Here is a 19057-nt window from a genome sequence, read left to right as displayed (position 1 = left end):
ACAGCATGAGCCTGATCGCTTCCGACCACTTCCGCATCGTTGTCGGCCTCGGCAAGAGCGGCATGTCCCTGGTGCGCTTCCTGGCGCGCCAGGGCGTGCCGTTCGCGGTCGCCGACACCCGCGAGAACCCGCCGGAGCTGGCGACGCTGCGCCTCCAGTTCCCGCAGGTCGAAGTGCGTTGCGGCGAGCTGGACGTGGAGTTCCTCTGCCGCGCGCAGGAGCTGTACGTGAGCCCCGGACTGGCCCTCGCCACGCCGACCCTGCAGGAAGCGGCCAAGCGCGGTGTGAAGTTGTCGGGCGACATCGAACTGTTCGCCCGCCACGCCAAGGCGCCCATCGTCGCGATCACCGGCTCCAACGCCAAGAGCACCGTCACCACCCTCGTCGGGGACATGGCGCGCGCGGCTGGCAAGCGGGTTGCGGTGGGAGGAAACCTCGGTACGCCGGCGCTGGACCTGCTGGCCGACGACATCGAGCTGTACGTGATGGAGCTGTCCAGCTTCCAGCTGGAGACCACCGAGCGGCTGAATGCCGAGGTGGCCACGGTGCTCAACGTCAGCGAAGACCACATGGACCGCTACGCCGACATGCAGGCCTATCACCTCGCCAAGCACCGCATCTTCCGTGGCGCCCGCCAGGTGGTGGTGAACCGTGGCGACGCATTGTCCCGTCCGCTGGTGGCCGACCAGCTGCCGTGCTGGAGCTTTGGCCTGAACAAGCCGGATTTCAAAGCCTTCGGCCTCATCGAGGAAGACGGCGAGAAATACCTGGCCTACCAGTTCGAGAAGCTCATGCCGGTGCGTGAGCTCAAGGTCCGTGGCGCCCATAACCATGCAAACGCCCTGGCAGCCCTGGCGCTGGGCCATGCCGTCGGCCTGCCGTTCGGGCCGATGCTGGCTGCGCTGCGGGAGTTCACCGGCCTCGCTCACCGTTGCCAGTGGGTTCGCGAGCTGCGTGGCGTGGCCTACTACGACGATTCCAAGGCCACCAATGTCGGTGCGGCCCTGGCTGCCATCGAAGGCCTGGGGGCCGACATCGACGGCAAGCTGGTGCTGATTGCCGGTGGGGATGGCAAGGGGGCCGATTTCTCCGGCCTGACTGCTCCGGTTGCGCGCTACTGCCGCGCCGTGGTCCTGCTGGGGCGCGATGCCGAGTTGATCGCGGCCGCCCTGGGTGATGCAGTGCCGCTGGTCCGCGTGAAGACCCTCGATGAGGCCGTGCAGCGTTGCGCCGAGCTGGCCCGGGAAGGGGATGCGGTGCTGCTGTCGCCCGCCTGCGCCAGCCTCGACATGTTCAAGAACTTCGAAGAACGCGGGCGTCTCTTCGCCCAGGCTGCGGAGGGGCTGTCCTGATGCTCGCCCGCCTGTTCGCCCAGCAGTCGCCGCTGCGCAACCGCCGCGGCATCGATCTGGACTTCCCGCTCCTGGCAGGTTGTCTGGCGCTGCTCGGCCTCGGGCTGGTGATGGTCACCTCCGCCTCTTCGGAAGTGGCCTCGGCCCTGTCCGGCAACCCGCTCTATCACAGCATTCGTCACCTCATTTACCTGGCCATTGGCGGCGTGGCGTGCATCATCACGCTGCAGGTGCCCATGGCGTTCTGGCAGCGCCACGGTGCGCGCCTGATGCTGGTGGCGTTCGCGCTGCTGATCATGGTGCTGCTGCCGGGCATTGGTCGCGAGGTGAACGGTGCCAAGCGCTGGATCGGCTTCGGCCTGTTCAACCTGCAGCCCTCGGAGCTGGCCAAGCTGTTCACCGTGATGTTCATCGCCGGCTACCTGGTGCGCCGGCAGGACGAGGTGCGCTCCAAGCTCACCGGCTTCATCAAGCCCATGCTGGTGCTCGGCCCCATGGCCGTGTTGCTGCTGGCGGAACCGGACTTCGGGGCCACCGTGGTGTTGGTCGGCTCCTGCATCGCCATGCTGTTCCTCGGTGGCATCAACCTGGTGCGCTTCATTCCCCTGGCTGCTGGGGTGCTGGGCGCCGGCGTGCTGGTGATGACCAGCCAGAGCTACCGGATGCAGCGCCTGACCAACTTCATCGACCCCTGGGCCGACCAGTACGGTGCCGGCTACCAGTTGAGCCAGGCACTGATCGCCTTCGGTCGCGGCGAGTGGTTCGGTGTCGGCCTGGGCAACAGCATCCAGAAGCAGTTCTACCTGCCGGAAGCCCACACCGACTTCGTGTTCGCCGTGCTGGCCGAGGAGCTGGGCATGGTCGGCGCCCTGGCCACCGTTGCGCTGTTCGTGTTCGTCAGCGTGCGCGCGCTGTACATCGGGCTCTGGGCGGAGAAGGCCCGGCAATATTTCTCGGCCTACGTGGCCTATGGCCTGGCGTTCCAGTGGATCGGCCAGGTGCTCATCAACATCGGTGTGAACGTCGGCCTGCTGCCCACCAAGGGCCTGACGCTGCCGTTCCTCAGCTACGGCGGCAGCTCCCTGGTGATCTGCTGCGTCTGCATGGGCCTGCTGCTCCGGATCGAGTGGGAGCGCAGGACCTACCTGGGTAACGAAGACGTGGAGTTCGACGAGAGCGACTTCGCGGAAGAGGAGGTGCGCACATGACCGGCAATGTGCTGATCATGGCCGGCGGCACCGGCGGACACGTCTTCCCGGCGCTGGCCTGTGCCCGCGAATTCCAGGCACGCGGCTACAGCGTGCACTGGCTGGGTACGCCCCGCGGCATCGAGAACGAACTGGTGCCCCAGGCCGGCCTGCCGCTGCACCTGATCCAGGTAAGCGGCCTTCGCGGCAAAGGTATTAAGTCCCTGCTCAAGGCACCGTTCGAGTTGCTGCGTTCGCTGTTCCAGGCCCGCCGCGTGGTGCGTGAGCTCAAGCCCGTCTGCGTGCTGGGCATGGGCGGCTATGTCACCGGCCCCGGCGGTCTGGCCGCGCGCCTGGCCGGCGTACCGCTGGTGATCCACGAGCAGAACGCGGTGGCCGGTACGGCCAACCGCAGCCTGGCGCCTCTGGCGAAGCGCATCTGTGAGGCATTCCCCGACACCTTCGCGGCCAGCGACAAGCGCCGCACCACCGGCAATCCGGTACGTGAGGAGCTGTTCCTGGAAACCCCGCGTGATGCGCTGGAAGGCCGTCAGCCGCGCCTGTTGGTGCTGGGCGGGAGCCTGGGTGCCGAGCCGCTGAACAAATTGTTGCCCGAGGCCCTGGCGCTTGTGCCGGCGGACATTCGCCCCCAGGTGTTCCACCAGGCCGGGAAGAATCACGATCAAGTCACTGCCGAGCGTTACCGCGCGGCAGGGGTAGAGGCCGAGGTTGGCCCCTTCATCAAGGACATGGCCCGGGCCTACGCCTGGGCCGACATGGTGGTGTGCCGTTCTGGTGCGCTGACAGTGAGCGAGCTGGCCGCCGCCGGGCTGCCCTCGTTCCTGGTGCCGCTGCCCCATGCGATCGACGACCACCAGTCGCGCAATGCCGATTATCTGGCGAAGGAGGGCGCAGCCTTCCTTCTGCCGCAACATGCCACCGACGCGGCGACCCTGGCCGCGCGGTTGACCGAGGTACTGATGCAACCCGAACGACTCAAGGCCATGGGCGCCATTGCCCGCCGTCTGGCCAAGCCTGCTGCTACCCGCACCGTGGTCGATATCTGTCTGGAGGTGGCCCATGGTTGAGAGCCAGAAAGCCGCTCCCCAGCCGGAAATGCGCCGCATCCGCCGCATCCACTTCGTGGGCATCGGTGGCGTGGGCATGTGCGGCATCGCTGAAGTGCTGCTGAACCTGGGCTACCAGGTCTCCGGTTCCGACCTGAAGGCCTCGGCCGTCACCGCTCGCCTGGAGAGCTTCGGCGCCCAGGTCTTCATCGGCCACCGTGCCGAGAATGCCGAGAACGCTGATGTGCTGGTGGTATCCAGCGCCGTGAACAAGGCCAACCCCGAGGTGGCCGTTGCGCTGGAGCGCCGCATTCCCGTGGTCCCGCGCGCCGAGATGCTTGCCGAGCTGATGCGCTATCGCCACGGCATCGCCGTCGCCGGCACCCATGGCAAGACCACTACCACCAGCCTGATCGCCTCGGTTTTCGCCGCGGGCGGCCTGGATCCGACCTTCGTCATCGGCGGGCGCCTGAACGCCGCCGGCACCAACGCGCAGCTGGGCACCAGCCGCTACCTGGTGGCCGAGGCCGACGAGAGCGATGCCAGCTTCCTGCACCTGCAGCCGATGGTGGCCGTGGTGACCAACATCGACGCCGACCACATGAGCACCTATGGCGGCGACTTCAACAAACTGAAGAAGACCTTCGTCGAGTTCCTGCACAACCTGCCGTTCTACGGGCTGGCGGTGATGTGTGTGGACGACCCGGTAGTTCGCGAAATCCTGCCCCAGGTCGCGCGCCCGACCGTGACCTACGGCTTCTCCGAAGATGCCGACCTGCGCGCCATCAATGTGCGTCAGGAGGGTATGCGCACCTGGTTTACCGTGCTGCGCCGTGACCGCGAGCCGCTGGAGGTGTCGGTGAACATGCCCGGCAACCACAACGTGCTCAATGCGCTGGCCACCATCGCCATCGCTACCGACGAAGGCATCGACGATGCCGCCATCGTCCAGGGCCTCTCGGGCTTCCAGGGCGTCGGCCGCCGCTTCCAGGTCTACGGCGAGCTGCAGGTCGAGGGCGGCAGCGTGATGCTGGTGGATGACTACGGCCACCACCCCCGCGAGGTGGCGGCTGTGATCAAGGCCGTACGTGGAGGCTGGCCGGAGCGCCGCCTGGTGATGGTCTACCAGCCGCACCGCTACAGCCGTACCCGTGATCTCTACGACGACTTCGTGCAGGTGCTGGGCGAGTCCAACGTGCTGCTGTTGATGGAGGTCTACCCGGCAGGCGAAGAGCCGATCCCCGGTGCTGACAGCCGCCAGCTGTGCCACAGCATCCGCCAGCGCGGCCAGCTCGACCCGATCTACATCGAGCGCGGTGTCGACCTGGCGCCGCTGGTCAAGCCGCTGCTGCGACCCGGCGACATCCTGCTCTGCCAGGGTGCGGGCGATATCGGCGCACTGGCGCCCCAATTGATCCAGAACCCGCTGTTCAGTGGCACCGGCGATGCGGGCGCCGCGAGGAAGGACGCATGACCGACCATCTGAAATCCACCGTTCCGCCGAGCGCGTTCGGCCGTGTGGCGGTGCTCTACGGGGGCCGCAGCGCGGAGCGCGAGGTGTCCCTGAAGTCCGGCTCAATGGTGCTGGAGGCCTTGCTGTCGGCAGGTGTCGATGCCTTCGGGATCGACGTCGGCGACGACTTCCTGCAACGCCTGTCGAGCGAGCGCATCGATCGTGCGTTCATCGTCCTACATGGGCGGGGCGGCGAGGATGGCAGTATGCAGGGCCTGCTGGAATGCCTGGGTATTCCGTATACCGGCAGTGGCGTACTGGCGTCGGCCCTGGCGATGGACAAGCTGCGCACCAAGCAGGTCTGGCACAGCCTTGGCCTGCCCACGCCGCGTCACGCCGTGCTGGCAAGCGTCGAGGATTGTGAGCGCGCTGCGAGGGAACTGGGCTTCCCGTTGATCGTCAAACCGGCCCATGAAGGTTCGAGTATCGGCATGGCCAAGGTGGAAGACGTCGACGCGCTGGTGAATGCCTGGCGTGACGCCAGCCGCTACGACCCCCAGGTGCTGGTGGAGCAATGGATCCATGGCCCCGAGTTCACCATCGCCGTGCTGCGTGGCGAGGTGCTGCCGCCCATCCGGCTGGGGACTCCGCATACCTTCTATGACTACGAGGCCAAGTACCTGGCCAGCGATACCCGCTACCAGATCCCCTGTGGGCTGGACGCCGAGAAGGAAGCCGAGCTTAAGTCCCTGACAGCCCGTGCCTGCGAAGCCGTGGGTACCCAGGGCTGGGCCCGTGCCGATGTGATGCAGGATGCCGAGGGGCGCTTCTGGCTGCTGGAGGTCAACACCGTGCCTGGCATGACCGACCACAGCCTGGTGCCGATGGCCGCGCGCGCCGTGGGCCTGGATTACCAGCAACTGGTGCTGGCCGTCCTTGCCGACAGCGTCGAGGCGCGGGGTTAAGACCATGCGTGGCGCCTCCCTCCGTCACCCGCAACCCGGCCCCATCCGTGCGCCCCAGCGCAAGGATGTACCGCGGGGTGCCAGCCGGTTGGTGGCCAAGGAACCGCTGAGCGTCCGGCTGCCCAAGCCGAGCTTCGGCTTCCTGCGTCGGCTGACCTGGCCGGTGATGCTGGTGGTGCTGGGTTTTGGTGCCTACGAGGGTGCGCAACGGCTGTTGCCTTACGCGGACCGGCCGATTGCCAAGGTCAGCGTGCAGGGCGACCTCAGCTACATCAGCCAGCAGGCGGTGCAGCAGCGGATCGCGCCTTACATCGCGGCGAGCTTCTTCAGCATCGATCTCGCCGGCATGCGTCACGAACTGGAGCAGATGCCCTGGATCGCCCACGCCGAGGTTCGTCGGGTGTGGCCGGACCAGGTGATGATCCGGCTCGACGAGCAACTGCCCATCGCCCGCTGGGGTGATGAGGCACTGCTGAACAACAAGGGCCAGGCGTTCACCCCGCGTGAGCTGGCCCATTACGAACAACTGCCGCAGCTGTGGGGGCCACAGCGGGCCCAGGAACAGGTGATGCAGCAATACCAGATGCTCAGCCAGATGCTTCGCCCGCTGGGTTTTTCCATTGCCCGGCTGGAGCTTCGCGAACGTGGGAGCTGGTTCCTGTCGACGGGGCAGGGCGTGGAGATACTGCTGGGTAGGGATCACCTTGTGGAAAAGATGCGTCGGTTCATCTCGATCTACGACAAGACGCTGAAAGATCAGATCGCCAACATCGAGCGTGTCGACCTGCGTTACCCCAACGGGCTGGCGGTAGCGTGGCGCACCCCGGTCGAGGCCCCCGCGGCGGCTGTGGCCAGCCGCGCGAATTGAGGAGAAGGTTAGGAACATGGCAAGCGTGCAGAGCGGCAAGATGATCGTCGGCCTGGATATCGGCACCTCCAAGGTGGTGGCGCTGGTGGGCGAGATCGCGGCCGACGGGCAGCTGGAAATCGTGGGCATCGGGACCCATCCGTCCCGCGGGCTGAAGAAAGGCGTGGTGGTGAACATCGAGTCCACCGTGCAGTCGATCCAGCGCGCGGTCGAGGAAGCCCAGATGATGGCGGGCTGCCGCATCCACTCCGCCTTCGTCGGTGTGGCGGGCAACCATATCCGCAGCCTGAACTCCCACGGCATCGTCGCGATCCGTGATCGCGAAGTCAGCCCGGCGGACATCGAGCGCGTGCTGGACGCCGCCCAGGCCGTGGCCATCCCTGCCGACCAGCGGGTGCTGCACACCCTGGCGCAGGACTACGTGATCGATAACCAGGAAGGTGTGCGCGAGCCCCTGGGCATGTCCGGTGTGCGCCTGGAAGCCAAGGTGCACGTGGTGACCTGTGCGGTGAATGCGGCGCAGAACATCGAGAAGTGCGTCCGTCGCTGCGGCCTCGAAGTGGACGACATCATCCTCGAGCAACTGGCGTCGGCCTATTCGGTGCTGACCGACGACGAGAAGGAGCTGGGCGTGTGCCTGGTGGACATCGGCGGCGGCACCACCGACATCGCGATCTTCACCGAAGGCGCGATCCGCCATACGGCGGTGATCCCGATCGCCGGCGACCAGGTGACCAACGACATCGCCATGGCCCTGCGTACGCCGACCCAGTACGCCGAGGAGATCAAGATCCGCTACGCCTGCGCGCTGGCCAAGCTGGCCGGTGCCGGCGAGACCATCAAGGTTCCCAGCGTGGGTGATCGTCCTCCGCGCGAGCTGTCCCGCCAGGCCTTGGCCGAGGTGGTCGAGCCGCGTTACGACGAGCTGTTCACCCTGATCCAGGCCGAGCTGCGCCGCAGCGGCTACGAGGACCTGATCCCTGCCGGCATCGTGCTGACCGGCGGTACGGCGAAGATGGAAGGGGCGGTCGAACTGGCCGAAGAGATTTTCCACATGCCGGTGCGCCTGGGCGTGCCGCATAGCGTCAAGGGGCTGAGCGACGTGGTGCGCAACCCGATCTACTCCACGGGCGTGGGCTTGCTGATGTACGGTCTGCAGAAGCAGTCCGATGGCCTGTCCCTCTCCGTGGGGAACAGCTTCAGCGACGAACCGAAGGCACCTGTCCTGGAACGTTTCAAGCGCTGGATCCAGGGCAATTTCTGAGTTTGCAGTAGGCGATACAACTAGAAAGGAAGGAGAGGGGAAAATGTTCGAACTCGTAGATAACGTTCCGCAAACAGCGGTCATCAAGGTTATCGGCGTCGGTGGTGGCGGTGGCAACGCCGTGAACCACATGGCCAAGACCAACATCGAAGGCGTGGAATTCATCTGCGCCAACACCGATGCGCAGGCGCTGAAGAACATCGGTGCGCGCACCGTTCTGCAGCTCGGCCCGGGCGTCACCAAGGGCCTGGGTGCGGGTGCCAATCCGGAAGTCGGTCGTCAGGCCGCGCTGGAAGACCGCGACCGCATCGCCGAAGTCCTGCAGGGCACCGACATGGTCTTCATCACCACCGGCATGGGTGGCGGTACCGGTACCGGTGCAGCGCCGATCATCGCCGAGGTGGCCAAGGACCTGGGCATCCTGACCGTGGCCGTGGTCACCCGTCCGTTCCCGTTCGAAGGTCGCAAGCGCATGCAGATCGCCGATGAAGGCATCCGCGCGCTGGCCGAGAACGTCGACTCGCTGATCACCATCCCCAACGAGAAGCTGCTGACCATCCTGGGCAAGGATGCGAGCCTGCTGTCGGCCTTCTCCAAGGCGGACGACGTGCTGGCCGGCGCCGTGCGCGGCATCTCCGACATCATCAAGCGTCCGGGCATGATCAACGTCGACTTCGCCGACGTGAAGACCGTCATGAGCGAAATGGGCATGGCGATGATGGGCACCGGCTGCGCCAGCGGTCCGAATCGCGCTCGCGAGGCCACCGAGGCGGCCATCCGCAACCCGCTGCTGGATGATGTCAACCTGCAGGGCGCCCGCGGCATCCTGGTCAACATCACCGCCGGTCCGGACCTGTCCCTGGGTGAGTACTCCGACGTGGGCAGCATCATCGAGCAGTTCGCTTCCGAGAACGCCACCGTCAAGGTGGGCACCGTGATCGATCCGGACATGCGCGACGAACTGCACGTCACCGTGGTTGCCACCGGCCTGGGCGCGCGCCTGGAGAAACCGGTCAAGGTTGTGGACAACACCGTTCAGGCCGCTGCGGCCGTGGCTGCCCCGGCTGCTCCCCAGCGTGCCGAGCAACCGTCGGTCAACTACCGCGACCTGGACCGTCCGACCGTGATGCGCAACCAGTCCCATGGCAACACCGCAGCCGCGGCGAAGCTGAACCCGCAGGATGACCTGGATTACCTGGACATCCCCGCGTTCCTGCGCCGTCAGGCCGATTGATGGAGTCAATCAGCGCTATGTCTGTGATTGGTGTTCAGCAAAGGCCGGTTCTGCTATTATCCCCGGCCATTGTTGAAAACAGTTCGCAACTAGCGCGAAAGCGGCCACAGCCATGATCAAACAACGCACTCTCAAGAACGTCATCCGTGCCACGGGTGTCGGGCTGCACTCCGGGGAAAAGGTCTACCTGACCCTCAAGCCCGCTCCCGTGGACACCGGCATCGTGTTCTGCCGTACCGACCTGGACCCGATGGTCCAGATTGCCGCCTATGCCGAAAATGTTGGCGAGACGACCATGTCCACCAATCTTTTCAACGGCGACGTCAAGGTCGGCACGGTTGAACACCTGCTCTCGGCCATGGCCGGCCTGGGTATCGACAACGCCTACGTCGAACTGTCCGCCGCCGAAGTGCCGATCATGGATGGCAGCGCCGGTCCGTTCGTCTTCCTGATCCAGTCCGCTGGCCTGGAAGAGCAGGACGCACCCAAGCGTTTCATCCGTATCAAGCGTGAAGTGAGTGTGCAGGATGGCGACAAGCGCGCCACCTTCGTTCCCTTCGATGGCTTCAAGGTCACTTTCGAGATCGACTTCGACCACCCGGTGGTCAACGGTCGCACCCAGAAAGCGTCGGTGGACTTCTCCAGCACCACCTTCGTCAAGGAAGTCAGCCGTGCGCGTACCTTCGGTTTCGTGCGCGACCTGGAGTTCCTGCGGTCCCACAACCTGGCACTCGGCGGCAGCGTCGACAACGCCATCGTGGTGGACGAGGACAGCGTGCTGAACGAAGACGGCCTCCGTTACGAGGACGAGTTCGTCAAGCACAAGATCCTCGACGCCATCGGCGACCTGTACCTGCTCGGCAACAGCCTGATCGGCGAGTTCCGTGGCTACAAGTCGGGCCATGCGCTCAACAATCGCCTGCTGCGCGCATTGATCGCCGACAAGGATGCCTGGGAAGTGGTGACCTTCGAGGATGCCAGTACCGCACCGATCTCCTACATGCGCCCGGTAGCGGCCGTGTAAGCAACAATACCTTCCTTTCTTTCGAGGCCACCCGATGGGTGGCCTCTTTTTTTCCGGATTATTGTCGCCTGGGTAGGAAAGGGTCAGTCCGTCGGACGAGCTCTGGAGGCCAGGCGTTCGAGTGCGGCACGCAGTCGCGGGTCGCTGATGCCTTCGGCCGTGGATTGCAGGCTTTCCGCCGCGTAGGCGGACAACGCAGCGCCCTGAGAGGGGTTGCGCCCAGCGCTTCTGGAAGGTTGCACCTTGAAGATGATTTTCGTTAAGTTCGCGAACTCTTCGAGTGCCTGCAGCTGACGTTGCAGGCGCCGCTGCTGATAACGCAGGCGGGTCGCCCAGTGACCGTCGCTGATGATCAGCAGCAGGCAGCCGTCCCGCCACGATGCCACCCGGCAGTGCTCGCGGGCCGCCGGTTGCAGTTGACCTTCCAGAACGCGTTGCAGATGGTCGATGCGCTGGGCTTGGTCGAACAGGGCCCTCAGGGGCTTCTCCTCCTTCAGCAAGGCGACGGGGGAGCGGGCCGGCAAGGGACGAAAAGACATGGCAGGACGCCTGAAGAATACAGAGCGGGCATGGTAGCAGAAGGCTGCACCAGCGACCCGCCGGATCACATGGGGAAGTCATGCACATCATTTTTCTGAGCCGCGACCGCGGTGCGGCACGGTCGCTCAGCCTGGACGTTCGCTGGCTGCTGTTGGGCGGCCTGCTGAGCCTCGGGCTGGTGCTTGGCACCGGCGTTGCCCTGGGCTCGTGGATGAACGCGAGCGAGTCGGTATCCGCTGATCCTCGCCTGGCCGATGCGCTCGATGCCCAGCGCAGCGAGATGACCCAGGCCCGCGAGGATGCCCAGCGACAGCTGGATGCCTTCGCCGCCCATATCGCCGAACTCCAGGCCCGCCTCACACGGCTCGATGCCCTGGGCGAGCGTGTCGCCGAGCTGGCCGAACTGGATGCCAGCGAATTCGACTTTTCCCTGGGTGTCGGACAGGGCGGGCCGGAGGATGCGCTCGACGCACCGGCCTACCAGCCGCCGCCGTTCATGGAGGTCCTCGACCAGCTCGGTGAGCGGCTGCACAGCCGCGAGCAGCAGCTGGAGGTGCTTGAGCAGCTGCTGGGTGAGCGCCGCCTCAACGACGCCACCAGCCCGGCTGGCCGCCCGGTCCGCCAGGGCTACGTGTCCTCCCCATTCGGTGTACGCAGCGACCCGCTGACGGGTCGGCTCAGCCACCACAAGGGTGTCGACTTCGCCGCCAAGGCCGGCAGCGATGTGCTGGCAGTCGGCGCCGGTGTGGTGACCTGGTCAGGCCGCAAGAGCGGCTACGGCAATCTGGTCGAGATCAGCCATGCCGACGGGTACCGGACCCTCTACGCGCACAACCAGCGCAACCTCGTCGAGGTGGGGGATCTGGTGCAGCGTGGACAGGCCATCGCCAGGGTCGGCAGCAGTGGCCGATCCACCGGCGCACACGTGCATTTCGAGGTCACCCGGGATGGCGAAGTCGTCAATCCGACCCTCTATATAGCGCGTTCCACCGACGCGGAATAACGCCGCTTTTCTCCAGAACGAATCCGAGTAGAATGCCCCCTTCGCATGCAGCCATGAAGGCTGCAAGGGCGACTTCGGGAGCGCCCCCCATCCATATATGTGGAAGATCCTTTCGATATGTTTGCGCCTTTGTTGAAGAAACTCTTTGGAAGCAAGAACGAGCGCGAAGTGAAGCGCATGACCAAGGCTGTCCAGGCAATCAACGCCCTGGAAGAGCAGATGGTCGCGCTGAGCGACGAGCAGCTCAGAGCCAAGACCGAAGAGTTCAAGGCCCGGGTGGCCAAGGGCGAAACCCTGGACCAGATCCTTCCCGAAGCATTTGCTGTCGTTCGTGAAGCGGGCAAGCGTGTGATGGGCATGCGCCACTTCGACGTCCAGCTCATCGGCGGCATGACCCTCCACGAAGGCAAGATCGCCGAGATGCGCACCGGCGAGGGCAAGACCCTGGTGGGCACACTGCCGGTCTACCTCAACGCCATGTCCTGCAAGGGCGTGCACGTGGTGACGGTGAACGACTACCTCGCTCGCCGCGACGCCAACTGGATGCGCCCGCTGTATGAATTCCTCGGCCTCACCGTCGGCATCGTCATGCCCTTCCAGCCGCCGGAAGAGAAGCGTGCCGCCTATGCCGCCGACATCACCTACGGCACCAACAACGAATTCGGCTTCGACTACCTGCGCGACAACATGGCGTTCAGCCTGGAAGACAAGTTCCAGCGCGAACTGAACTTCGCCGTGATCGACGAAGTGGACTCCATCCTCATCGACGAAGCGCGTACCCCGCTGATCATCTCCGGCCAGGCCGAGGACAGCTCCCGCCTGTACCAGCAGATCAACACCCTGATCCCGCGCCTGAAGAAGCACGTCGAGCCCGAAGAAGGCAACGTCGTCCAGGAAGGTCACTACACCGTCGACGAGAAGACCCGCCAGGTCGAACTCAACGAACAGGGCCACCAGTACATCGAGGAACTGCTCACCCAGGCCGGCCTGCTGGCCGAGGGCGAGAGCCTCTACTCCGCGCACAACCTGGGCCTGCTGACCCACGTCTATGCCGGCCTGCGCGCCCACACCCTGTTCCACCGCAACGTCGAGTACATCGTGCAGGACGGCCAGATCCTGCTGATCGACGAGCACACCGGCCGTACCATGCCCGGCCGTCGCCTGTCCGAGGGCCTGCACCAGGCCATCGAGGCGAAGGAAAACCTGCAGATCCAGGCCGAGAGCCAGACCCTGGCCTCGACCACCTTCCAGAACTACTTCCGTCTCTACAACAAGCTGGCCGGCATGACCGGTACGGCCGACACCGAGGCGTTCGAGTTCCACAGCATCTACGGCCTCGAAGTGGTGGTCATCCCCACCCACCGCCCGATCGCCCGCAAGGACTTCAACGACCTGGTCTACCTGACCCAGGAAGAGAAGTACGCCGCCATCATCACCGACATCAAGGAATGCCAGGCCAGCGGCCGGCCGATCCTGGTGGGGACCGCCTCCATCGACAGCTCCGAGTACGTCTCCCAGCTGCTGACCAAGGCCGGCATCGAGCACAAGGTGCTGAACGCCAAGTACCACGAGCGTGAGGCCGAGATCATCGCCCAGGCCGGCCGCCCCGGCGCCGTCACCATCGCCACCAACATGGCCGGTCGTGGTACCGACATCCTGCTGGGCGGTAACTGGGAGGTCGAAGTCGCCGCCCTGGAGAACCCCACCGAAGAGCAGGTCGCCCAGATCAAGGCCGAGTGGCAGAAGCGCCACCAGCAAGTGATCGAGGCCGGCGGCCTCCACGTGATCGCCTCCGAGCGCCACGAATCCCGCCGTATCGACAACCAGCTGCGTGGCCGTGCCGGTCGCCAGGGTGACCCGGGTTCCAGCCGCTTCTACCTGTCCCTGGAAGACAACCTGATGCGCATCTTCGCCTCCGACCGGGTGAAGAACTTCATGAAGGCGCTGGGCATGCAACAGGGCGAGGCCATCGAACACCGCATGGTCACCAACGCCATCGAGAAGGCGCAGCGCAAGGTCGAAGGCCGCAACTTCGACATCCGCAAGCAACTGCTCGAATACGACGACGTGGCCAACGAGCAGCGCAAGGTGATCTACCACATGCGCAACAGCCTGCTGGCGGCCGAGGACATCGGCGACACCATCGCCGAGTTCCGCCAGGACGTGCTGGGCCGCACCATCGACGCCCACATCCCGCCGCAATCGCTGCCGGAACAGTGGGACGTGGCCGGTCTGGAAGCGGCGCTCTACAGCGACTTCGGCATCAAGCTGCCGGTCCAGCAGTGGCTCGACGAAGACGACAAGCTGTTCGAAGACACCCTGCGCGAGAAGATCCTCGAGCAACTGGTGGCCGCCTACAACGAGAAGGAAGAACTGGCCGGCGCCGAGGCCCTGCGTTCCTTCGAGAAGCAGATGCTGCTGCGCGTGCTGGACGACCTGTGGAAGGACCACCTGTCCACCATGGATCACCTGCGCCACGGCATCCACCTGCGCGGCTATGCCCAGAAGAACCCGAAGCAGGAATACAAGCGCGAGTCCTTTGCCCTGTTCCAGGAGCTGATGGACTCCATCCGCCGCGACACCATCCGCGTCCTCTCCCACGTCCAGGTCCGCCGCGAAGACCCGGCCGAGGAAGAAGCCCGCCTGCGCCGCGAGGCCGAGGAACTGGCCAAGCGCATGCAGTTCCAGCACGCCGAAGCTCCGGGCCTCGACGAGCCCGAAGAGGCGATGGAGGAGGGCGATGTCGCCACCGCTGCCGCCGTGGCGCCGGTTCGCGCCGAGCCCAAGATCGGCCGCAACGAGCCCTGCCCCTGCGGTTCCGGCAAGAAGTACAAGCACTGCCACGGCCAGATCAGCTGACCTGCCCGGCATGACGACAGCGCCGCGACCGGCTTGAGCCGCTCGCGGCGTTTTCACACTGACCCCCTGAACAGCGGCACCCCGCCGTCTGTCCACCTCACGACAAGGAGCGCTTCCATGGCTGTTGGTCTCGGCCCTCTGCCCACCCTCCACCCGGTTCCCGGTTTCGAACTCGGCATCGCCTCTGCCGGCATCAAGCGACCCGGGCGAAAGGATGTGGTGGTGATGCGATGCGCGGAAGGCTCCACTGTCGCCGGTGTGTTCACCCTCAATGCTTTCTGCGCCGCGCCGGTGATCCTGGCCCGCAAACGCGTTCTCGGCCCGGTGCGCTACCTGCTCACCAACACCGGCAACGCCAACGCCGGCACCGGTGAGCCCGGCCTGGCTGCTGCAGCGCGTACCTGCGCCCGCCTCGCCGAACTGGCTGGCGTGGATGAAAGCGCCGTGCTGCCGTTCTCCACCGGCGTGATCGGCGAGCCACTGCCGGTCGAGAAGATCGAAGCCGTGCTGGGCGATGCCCTGGCGGACCTCTCCGAGAACAACTGGGCGGCGGCTGCCACCGGCATCATGACCACCGACACCCTGCCCAAGGGCGCCAGCCGCCAGTTCGTGCACGACGGCGTCACCGTCACCGTCACCGGCATCAGCAAGGGCGCCGGGATGATCAAGCCCAACATGGCCACCATGCTCGGTTACATCGCCACCGACGCGAAGGTTGCCCAGGGCGTCCTGCAAGACCTGCTGCGCGATGCTGCCAACAAGTCCTTCAACCGCATCACCATCGACGGCGACACTTCCACCAACGACTGCTGCATGCTGGTCGCCACCGGCCGCGCCGCGCTGCCGGAGATCACCCAGGCTTCCGGCGAGCTGTTCGCCGCCCTGAAGCAGGCGGTGTTCGACGTGTGCATGGAAGTGGCCCAGGCCATCGTCCGCGACGGCGAAGGCGCCACCAAGTTCGTCACCGTGCAGGTCAACGGCGGTGGCACCCACCAGGAGTGCCTGGACGTGGCCTACGCCGTGGCCCACTCCCCGCTGATCAAGACCGCCCTGTTCGCCTCCGACCCCAACTGGGGCCGCATCCTCGCTGCGGTCGGCCGCGCCGGCGTGCCGAACCTGGACGTGAGCAAGATCGACGTGTTCCTCGGTGACGTCTGCATCGCCAGCAAAGGCGGCCGCGCGTCGACCTACACCGAAGCCCAGGGCGCCGAGGTGATGGCCCGCGAGGAAATCGGTATCCGCATCGAGCTGGGCCGTGGCAACTGCAACGAGACCATCTGGACCACCGACCTGTCCCACGAGTACGTGAAGATCAACGCCGAATACCGTACCTGACAGCCCGGCATTCCCATCGCTCATGCCCCCATGAGCGATGGGAATTGCCAGGCCTCGGCGGCCCCTCTAGGGTGCGTGTTCGGCCCCTGGAGCAGCCCCTGAGGAGAACGTCATGCCCCTGAACCTGGTGATCGGCAACAAGAACTATTCGTCGTGGTCCCTTCGCGCCTGGCTCGCCATCGAGCTGACCGGCGCCGCCTATGGCGAGACCCTCATCCCCCTCTTCCAGCCCGACAGCCGCCAGCGCCTGCTGACCCACTCCCCCACGGGCAAGGTGCCGGTCCTGCTGACCGAGGCCCATGGCGCCATCTGGGACTCCCTGTCCATCGGCGAATACCTCGCCGAGCGCTTCCCCGAGGCGGGCCTCTGGCCCCGCGATGTCGCCGCGCGAGCCCTTGCCCGTTCGGTATGCGCCGAGATGCACAGCGGCTTCATGGCCCTGCGCAGCCACATGCCGATGGACATGGCGCGTCGCCAGGCCCTGGACACGGTGCCGGCGGAGGTGGAGGCGGACATCCAGCGGGTCGTGGTGTTGTGGGCGGAGTGCCGTCACCGCTTCGGCCAGGGCGGGCCCTACCTGTTCGGCCAGCCGAGCCTGGCGGACGCCTTTTTCGCACCGGTGGCGAGCCGGTTGCGCAGTTATGCGGTGGCGCTGCCGGACGAGGCCGCCGCCTATGTCGAAACCCTCTACCAGTGGCCTGCCTTCCAGCGTTGGTACCAGGCGGCCCTGGAGGAAGCGGAGAGCAGTGAATGAAGCGAGTACACGTAGCGGCAGCCGTGATCCGTGGTGCCGATGGCCGGGTGCTGATTGCCAAGCGCCCGGAGGAGAAGCACCAGGGCGGCCTGTGGGAGTTCCCCGGCGGCAAGGTCGAAGACGGGGAGGCCGTGGAGGCCGCCTTGGCACGTGAGCTGGAGGAAGAGCTGGGCATCCGTGTCGAAGCCGCCCGCCCGCTGATCCAGATCCACCACGACTACCCGGACAAGCAGGTGCTGCTGGATGTCTGGGAAGTCACCGCCTTCTCCGGCGAGCCCCATGGCGCCGAAGGCCAGCCCCTGGCCTGGGTGGAGTCCCGCGACCTGCCCGACTACGCCTTTCCCGCCGCCAACCAGCCGATCATCGCTGCCGCACGGCTGCCGGACCGCTACCTGATCACCCCGGACGGGCTGGAGCCGGCGGAATTGCTGGCAGGCGTGCGGCGCGCCGTGGCCGAGGGTGTTCAGCTCATCCAGCTGCGTGCGCCGAACATGTTCGACCCGCAGTACCGCGACCTGGCGGTGGACATCCAGGGGCTCTGTGCGCGCAAGGCCCAGTTGATGCTCAAGGGGCCGCTGGAGTGGCTCGGTGACTTCCCGGCGGCGGGTTGGCACCTGACCGCCGAGCAACTGCGCAAGTACACCGCGAAGGGACGCCCGTTCCCCGAAGCGCGCTGGCTGGCTGCGTCCTGCCACAGCGAAGAGGAACTGGAGCTGGCGACCCGGATGGGGGTGGACTTCGTCACCCTGTCGCCCGTACAGCCCACCCAGACCCACCCGGATGCGCAGCCCCTGGGCTGGGAGACCGCGCAATCGATGATCCGCCGCTTCAACAAACCGGTATACCTGCTCGGCGGCGTCGGTCCCGATGACCGTGAGCGGGCATGGAAAGCCGGCGCCCAGGGCGTGGCGGGCATCCGTGCCTTCTGGCCCTGCCAAGGCTGAAGAGGGGCAGGGTGGGTGCCATTCCTTGCGCCCACCCATGGATGGCATGACCGTGTCTGCCGATTGATCGTGGGTTCGCGAGCAGAGCTCGCTCCTACGGGGCTTTGAGCCAGATGGCGTCCCAGAGCGGGTAATCGGCAAGCCGGCTGACCAGGCCAGCCCGTAATGGGTTGGCCACGACGTAGCGGGCCAGACCGATCAAATCTTCTTCTTTGCGCAGCGCACGGTCGTGATAACCCTTCTGCCAAACCCGCCCGTGCGTTCCAAGGTGTTGATTGACTGCCTTGGCACTTCGGGACTTGAAACGTCGCATTAGACTTACCAGCGAGTCGCGCTCCAGTTGCACCAGCCAGTGCAGGTGATCCGGCATCAGTACCCAGCAAAGCGTCTGAGCCAGTCCGCTGGACTGAGTTTCGCGCAGTTGCTCGACTACCTTTCGCCCGGCGTAGACATTGTCGAAAAGCGGCTGTCGATTGTGAGTGACTGTCGTTAGCAGGTAGATCCGGCCCGTTTCGGACACGCGTCCACGACGCAGGGCGCTGCTTTGATAACGCTGCACATCGAATTCCCTCTCCTGGCGGCAAGGTTCGTTCTACTGCGTAGGAGCGAGCTCTGCTCGCGAAGCCGTGGTTTCAGGCCTTTGCCGCTGCCTGCCACAGCACTTCGCCGATCCCCTGCCGACGGGCGATCAGGCGGGCGGCGACGAAGAGCAGATCGGAGAGGCGGTTGAGGTAGGCGAGCAATTCCCCCCGCAGAGGCTCTTCGGCGTTGAGGGCCTGGGCACGGCGTTCGGCGGTGCGGGCGGCGGAGCGGCAGACGTGGGCCTGGGCCACCAGGCGCGAGCCGCCGGGCAGGATGAAGTTCTCCAAGGGGCCCAGCTCCTCGTTCCAGCGGTCGATGGCCACTTCCAGCCGCTCCACTTCGCTGGCGCGCAGCGACTGGTACTCGGGCATCGAGAGTTCGCCACCGAGGTCGAACAGGCGGTGCTGGCAGGGCGCGAGCACCTCGATCACCTCGGCCAGTCCGGGCCAGTCGGCCTGGCGCTCGGTCATCTCGGCCAGCAGCAGCCCGATCTGGCTGTTGAGGCTGTCCACCTCGCCGATGGCTTCGATGCGGGGGTGGTTCTTGGAGACGCGACGGTTGCCGGAGAGGCCGGTCTGCCCCTGGTCGCCGGTGCGGGTGTAGATCTTCGAAAGGCGGTTTCCCAT

General features: G+C 65.8%; 17 protein-coding genes. 14 read left to right on the top strand and 3 right to left on the bottom strand.

Translation table 11 applies throughout. The annotated features are described in order from the left end of the window. Positions 1–5: 5 nt before the first annotated feature. From murD to lpxC, 9 genes are all read left to right on the top strand, one after another. Positions 6–1352, top strand: coding sequence for a UDP-N-acetylmuramoyl-L-alanine--D-glutamate ligase (gene murD / locus SZ55_RS18435; protein ID WP_044409563.1), 1347 nt, complete (start codon positions 6–8; stop codon positions 1350–1352). Next, positions 1352–2560 (top strand): putative lipid II flippase FtsW, encoded by a 1209-nt coding sequence (gene ftsW, locus SZ55_RS18430; protein WP_044409560.1) that lies wholly within the window; start codon positions 1352–1354, stop codon positions 2558–2560. Before murD ends, ftsW begins: the two co-directional genes overlap by 1 nt. Then, positions 2557–3627 carry an undecaprenyldiphospho-muramoylpentapeptide beta-N-acetylglucosaminyltransferase gene (gene murG, locus SZ55_RS18425; RefSeq protein ID WP_044409556.1) on the top strand — a complete coding sequence of 357 codons (1071 nt, stop codon included), beginning with the start codon at positions 2557–2559 and terminating at the stop codon, positions 3625–3627. The genes ftsW and murG overlap by 4 nt, the downstream gene beginning before the upstream one ends. Further along, entirely contained in the window at positions 3620–5080 is a 1461-nt protein-coding gene (gene murC / locus SZ55_RS18420; RefSeq protein ID WP_044409553.1) for a UDP-N-acetylmuramate--L-alanine ligase, read from the top strand. The genes murG and murC overlap by 8 nt, the downstream gene beginning before the upstream one ends. After that, positions 5077–6024, top strand: coding sequence for a D-alanine--D-alanine ligase (locus SZ55_RS18415; protein ID WP_044409550.1), 948 nt, complete (start codon positions 5077–5079; stop codon positions 6022–6024). Before murC ends, SZ55_RS18415 begins: the two co-directional genes overlap by 4 nt. 4 nt (positions 6025–6028) lie before the next feature. Further along, a complete protein-coding gene (locus tag SZ55_RS18410; RefSeq protein WP_044409547.1) occupies positions 6029–6892 on the top strand; it encodes a cell division protein FtsQ/DivIB in 864 nt (287 codons plus the stop codon). 16 nt (positions 6893–6908) lie between these two features. Beyond that, the gene (ftsA, locus tag SZ55_RS18405; RefSeq protein WP_044409544.1) at positions 6909–8156 is read left to right on the top strand and encodes a cell division protein FtsA; all 1248 of its coding nucleotides are present in this window, start codon (positions 6909–6911) and stop codon (positions 8154–8156) included. 43 nt (positions 8157–8199) lie between these two features. Continuing rightward, complete coding sequence (ftsZ, locus tag SZ55_RS18400; RefSeq protein ID WP_044409541.1) at positions 8200–9390, top strand: cell division protein FtsZ; 1191 nt, start codon at positions 8200–8202, stop codon at positions 9388–9390. 112 nt (positions 9391–9502) lie between these two features. After that, positions 9503–10414 carry a UDP-3-O-acyl-N-acetylglucosamine deacetylase gene (lpxC, locus tag SZ55_RS18395; protein ID WP_044409538.1) on the top strand — a complete coding sequence of 304 codons (912 nt, stop codon included), beginning with the start codon at positions 9503–9505 and terminating at the stop codon, positions 10412–10414. A gap of 83 nt (positions 10415–10497) precedes the next feature. On the opposite strand, the gene SZ55_RS18390 is transcribed toward lpxC, so the two are convergent. Next, positions 10498–10953 (bottom strand): DciA family protein, encoded by a 456-nt coding sequence (locus SZ55_RS18390; protein WP_044409535.1) that lies wholly within the window; start codon positions 10951–10953, stop codon positions 10498–10500. Between the two features lie 80 nt (positions 10954–11033). Between SZ55_RS18390 and SZ55_RS18385 the strand changes: the two genes are divergently transcribed. From SZ55_RS18385 to SZ55_RS18365, 5 genes are all read left to right on the top strand, one after another. Next, positions 11034–11957: a M23 family metallopeptidase gene (locus SZ55_RS18385; protein WP_044409532.1), complete on the top strand. Its 924-nt coding sequence runs from the start codon at positions 11034–11036 to the stop codon at positions 11955–11957. Between the two features lie 117 nt (positions 11958–12074). Next, the gene (gene secA, locus SZ55_RS18380) at positions 12075–14816 is read left to right on the top strand and encodes a preprotein translocase subunit SecA (RefSeq protein ID WP_044409529.1); all 2742 of its coding nucleotides are present in this window, start codon (positions 12075–12077) and stop codon (positions 14814–14816) included. 117 nt (positions 14817–14933) lie between these two features. Further along, positions 14934–16151 carry a bifunctional glutamate N-acetyltransferase/amino-acid acetyltransferase ArgJ gene (gene argJ, locus SZ55_RS18375; protein ID WP_044409526.1) on the top strand — a complete coding sequence of 406 codons (1218 nt, stop codon included), beginning with the start codon at positions 14934–14936 and terminating at the stop codon, positions 16149–16151. 112 nt (positions 16152–16263) lie between these two features. Further along, positions 16264–16905 (top strand): glutathione S-transferase family protein, encoded by a 642-nt coding sequence (locus tag SZ55_RS18370; RefSeq protein ID WP_044409523.1) that lies wholly within the window; start codon positions 16264–16266, stop codon positions 16903–16905. After that, complete coding sequence (locus SZ55_RS18365) at positions 16902–17849, top strand: Nudix family hydrolase (RefSeq protein ID WP_044409520.1); 948 nt, start codon at positions 16902–16904, stop codon at positions 17847–17849. The genes SZ55_RS18370 and SZ55_RS18365 overlap by 4 nt, the downstream gene beginning before the upstream one ends. 94 nt (positions 17850–17943) lie before the next feature. Here the strand turns inward: SZ55_RS18365 and SZ55_RS18360 are convergent, their stop codons facing one another. Together SZ55_RS18360 and SZ55_RS18355 are read right to left on the bottom strand one after the other, a co-directional pair. After that, positions 17944–18408 (bottom strand): REP-associated tyrosine transposase, encoded by a 465-nt coding sequence (locus SZ55_RS18360; protein WP_044409517.1) that lies wholly within the window; start codon positions 18406–18408, stop codon positions 17944–17946. Between the two features lie 73 nt (positions 18409–18481). Further along, positions 18482–19057 carry a cob(I)yrinic acid a,c-diamide adenosyltransferase gene (locus tag SZ55_RS18355; RefSeq protein WP_044409515.1) on the bottom strand — a complete coding sequence of 192 codons (576 nt, stop codon included), beginning with the start codon at positions 19055–19057 and terminating at the stop codon, positions 18482–18484.

This window comes from Pseudomonas sp. FeS53a (genome assembly GCF_000931385.1).
In the GTDB taxonomy this organism is placed as follows: domain Bacteria; phylum Pseudomonadota; class Gammaproteobacteria; order Pseudomonadales; family Pseudomonadaceae; genus Metapseudomonas; species Metapseudomonas otitidis.
Note: the sequence above shows the minus strand (reverse complement) of the source record. Positions and strands in the feature narration are given on the sequence as shown.

Excerpts from the sequence above, each read along its gene's own strand:
- murD (WP_044409563.1), top strand. The coding sequence starts at position 6 with ATGAGCCTGATCGCTTCCGACCACTTCCGCATCGTTGTCGGCCTCGGC.
- ftsW (WP_044409560.1), top strand. The coding sequence starts at position 1,352 with ATGCTCGCCCGCCTGTTCGCCCAGCAGTCGCCGCTGCGCAACCGCCGC.
- murG (WP_044409556.1), top strand. The coding sequence starts at position 2,557 with ATGACCGGCAATGTGCTGATCATGGCCGGCGGCACCGGCGGACACGTC.
- murC (WP_044409553.1), top strand. The coding sequence starts at position 3,620 with ATGGTTGAGAGCCAGAAAGCCGCTCCCCAGCCGGAAATGCGCCGCATC.
- SZ55_RS18415 (WP_044409550.1), top strand. The coding sequence starts at position 5,077 with ATGACCGACCATCTGAAATCCACCGTTCCGCCGAGCGCGTTCGGCCGT.
- SZ55_RS18410 (WP_044409547.1), top strand. The coding sequence starts at position 6,029 with ATGCGTGGCGCCTCCCTCCGTCACCCGCAACCCGGCCCCATCCGTGCG.
- ftsA (WP_044409544.1), top strand. The coding sequence starts at position 6,909 with ATGGCAAGCGTGCAGAGCGGCAAGATGATCGTCGGCCTGGATATCGGC.
- ftsZ (WP_044409541.1), top strand. The coding sequence starts at position 8,200 with ATGTTCGAACTCGTAGATAACGTTCCGCAAACAGCGGTCATCAAGGTT.
- lpxC (WP_044409538.1), top strand. The coding sequence starts at position 9,503 with ATGATCAAACAACGCACTCTCAAGAACGTCATCCGTGCCACGGGTGTC.
- SZ55_RS18390 (WP_044409535.1), bottom strand. The coding sequence starts at position 10,953 with ATGTCTTTTCGTCCCTTGCCGGCCCGCTCCCCCGTCGCCTTGCTGAAG.
- SZ55_RS18385 (WP_044409532.1), top strand. The coding sequence starts at position 11,034 with ATGCACATCATTTTTCTGAGCCGCGACCGCGGTGCGGCACGGTCGCTC.
- secA (WP_044409529.1), top strand. The coding sequence starts at position 12,075 with ATGTTTGCGCCTTTGTTGAAGAAACTCTTTGGAAGCAAGAACGAGCGC.
- argJ (WP_044409526.1), top strand. The coding sequence starts at position 14,934 with ATGGCTGTTGGTCTCGGCCCTCTGCCCACCCTCCACCCGGTTCCCGGT.
- SZ55_RS18370 (WP_044409523.1), top strand. The coding sequence starts at position 16,264 with ATGCCCCTGAACCTGGTGATCGGCAACAAGAACTATTCGTCGTGGTCC.
- SZ55_RS18365 (WP_044409520.1), top strand. The coding sequence starts at position 16,902 with ATGAAGCGAGTACACGTAGCGGCAGCCGTGATCCGTGGTGCCGATGGC.
- SZ55_RS18355 (WP_044409515.1), bottom strand. The coding sequence starts at position 19,057 with ATGGGAAACCGCCTTTCGAAGATCTACACCCGCACCGGCGACCAGGGG.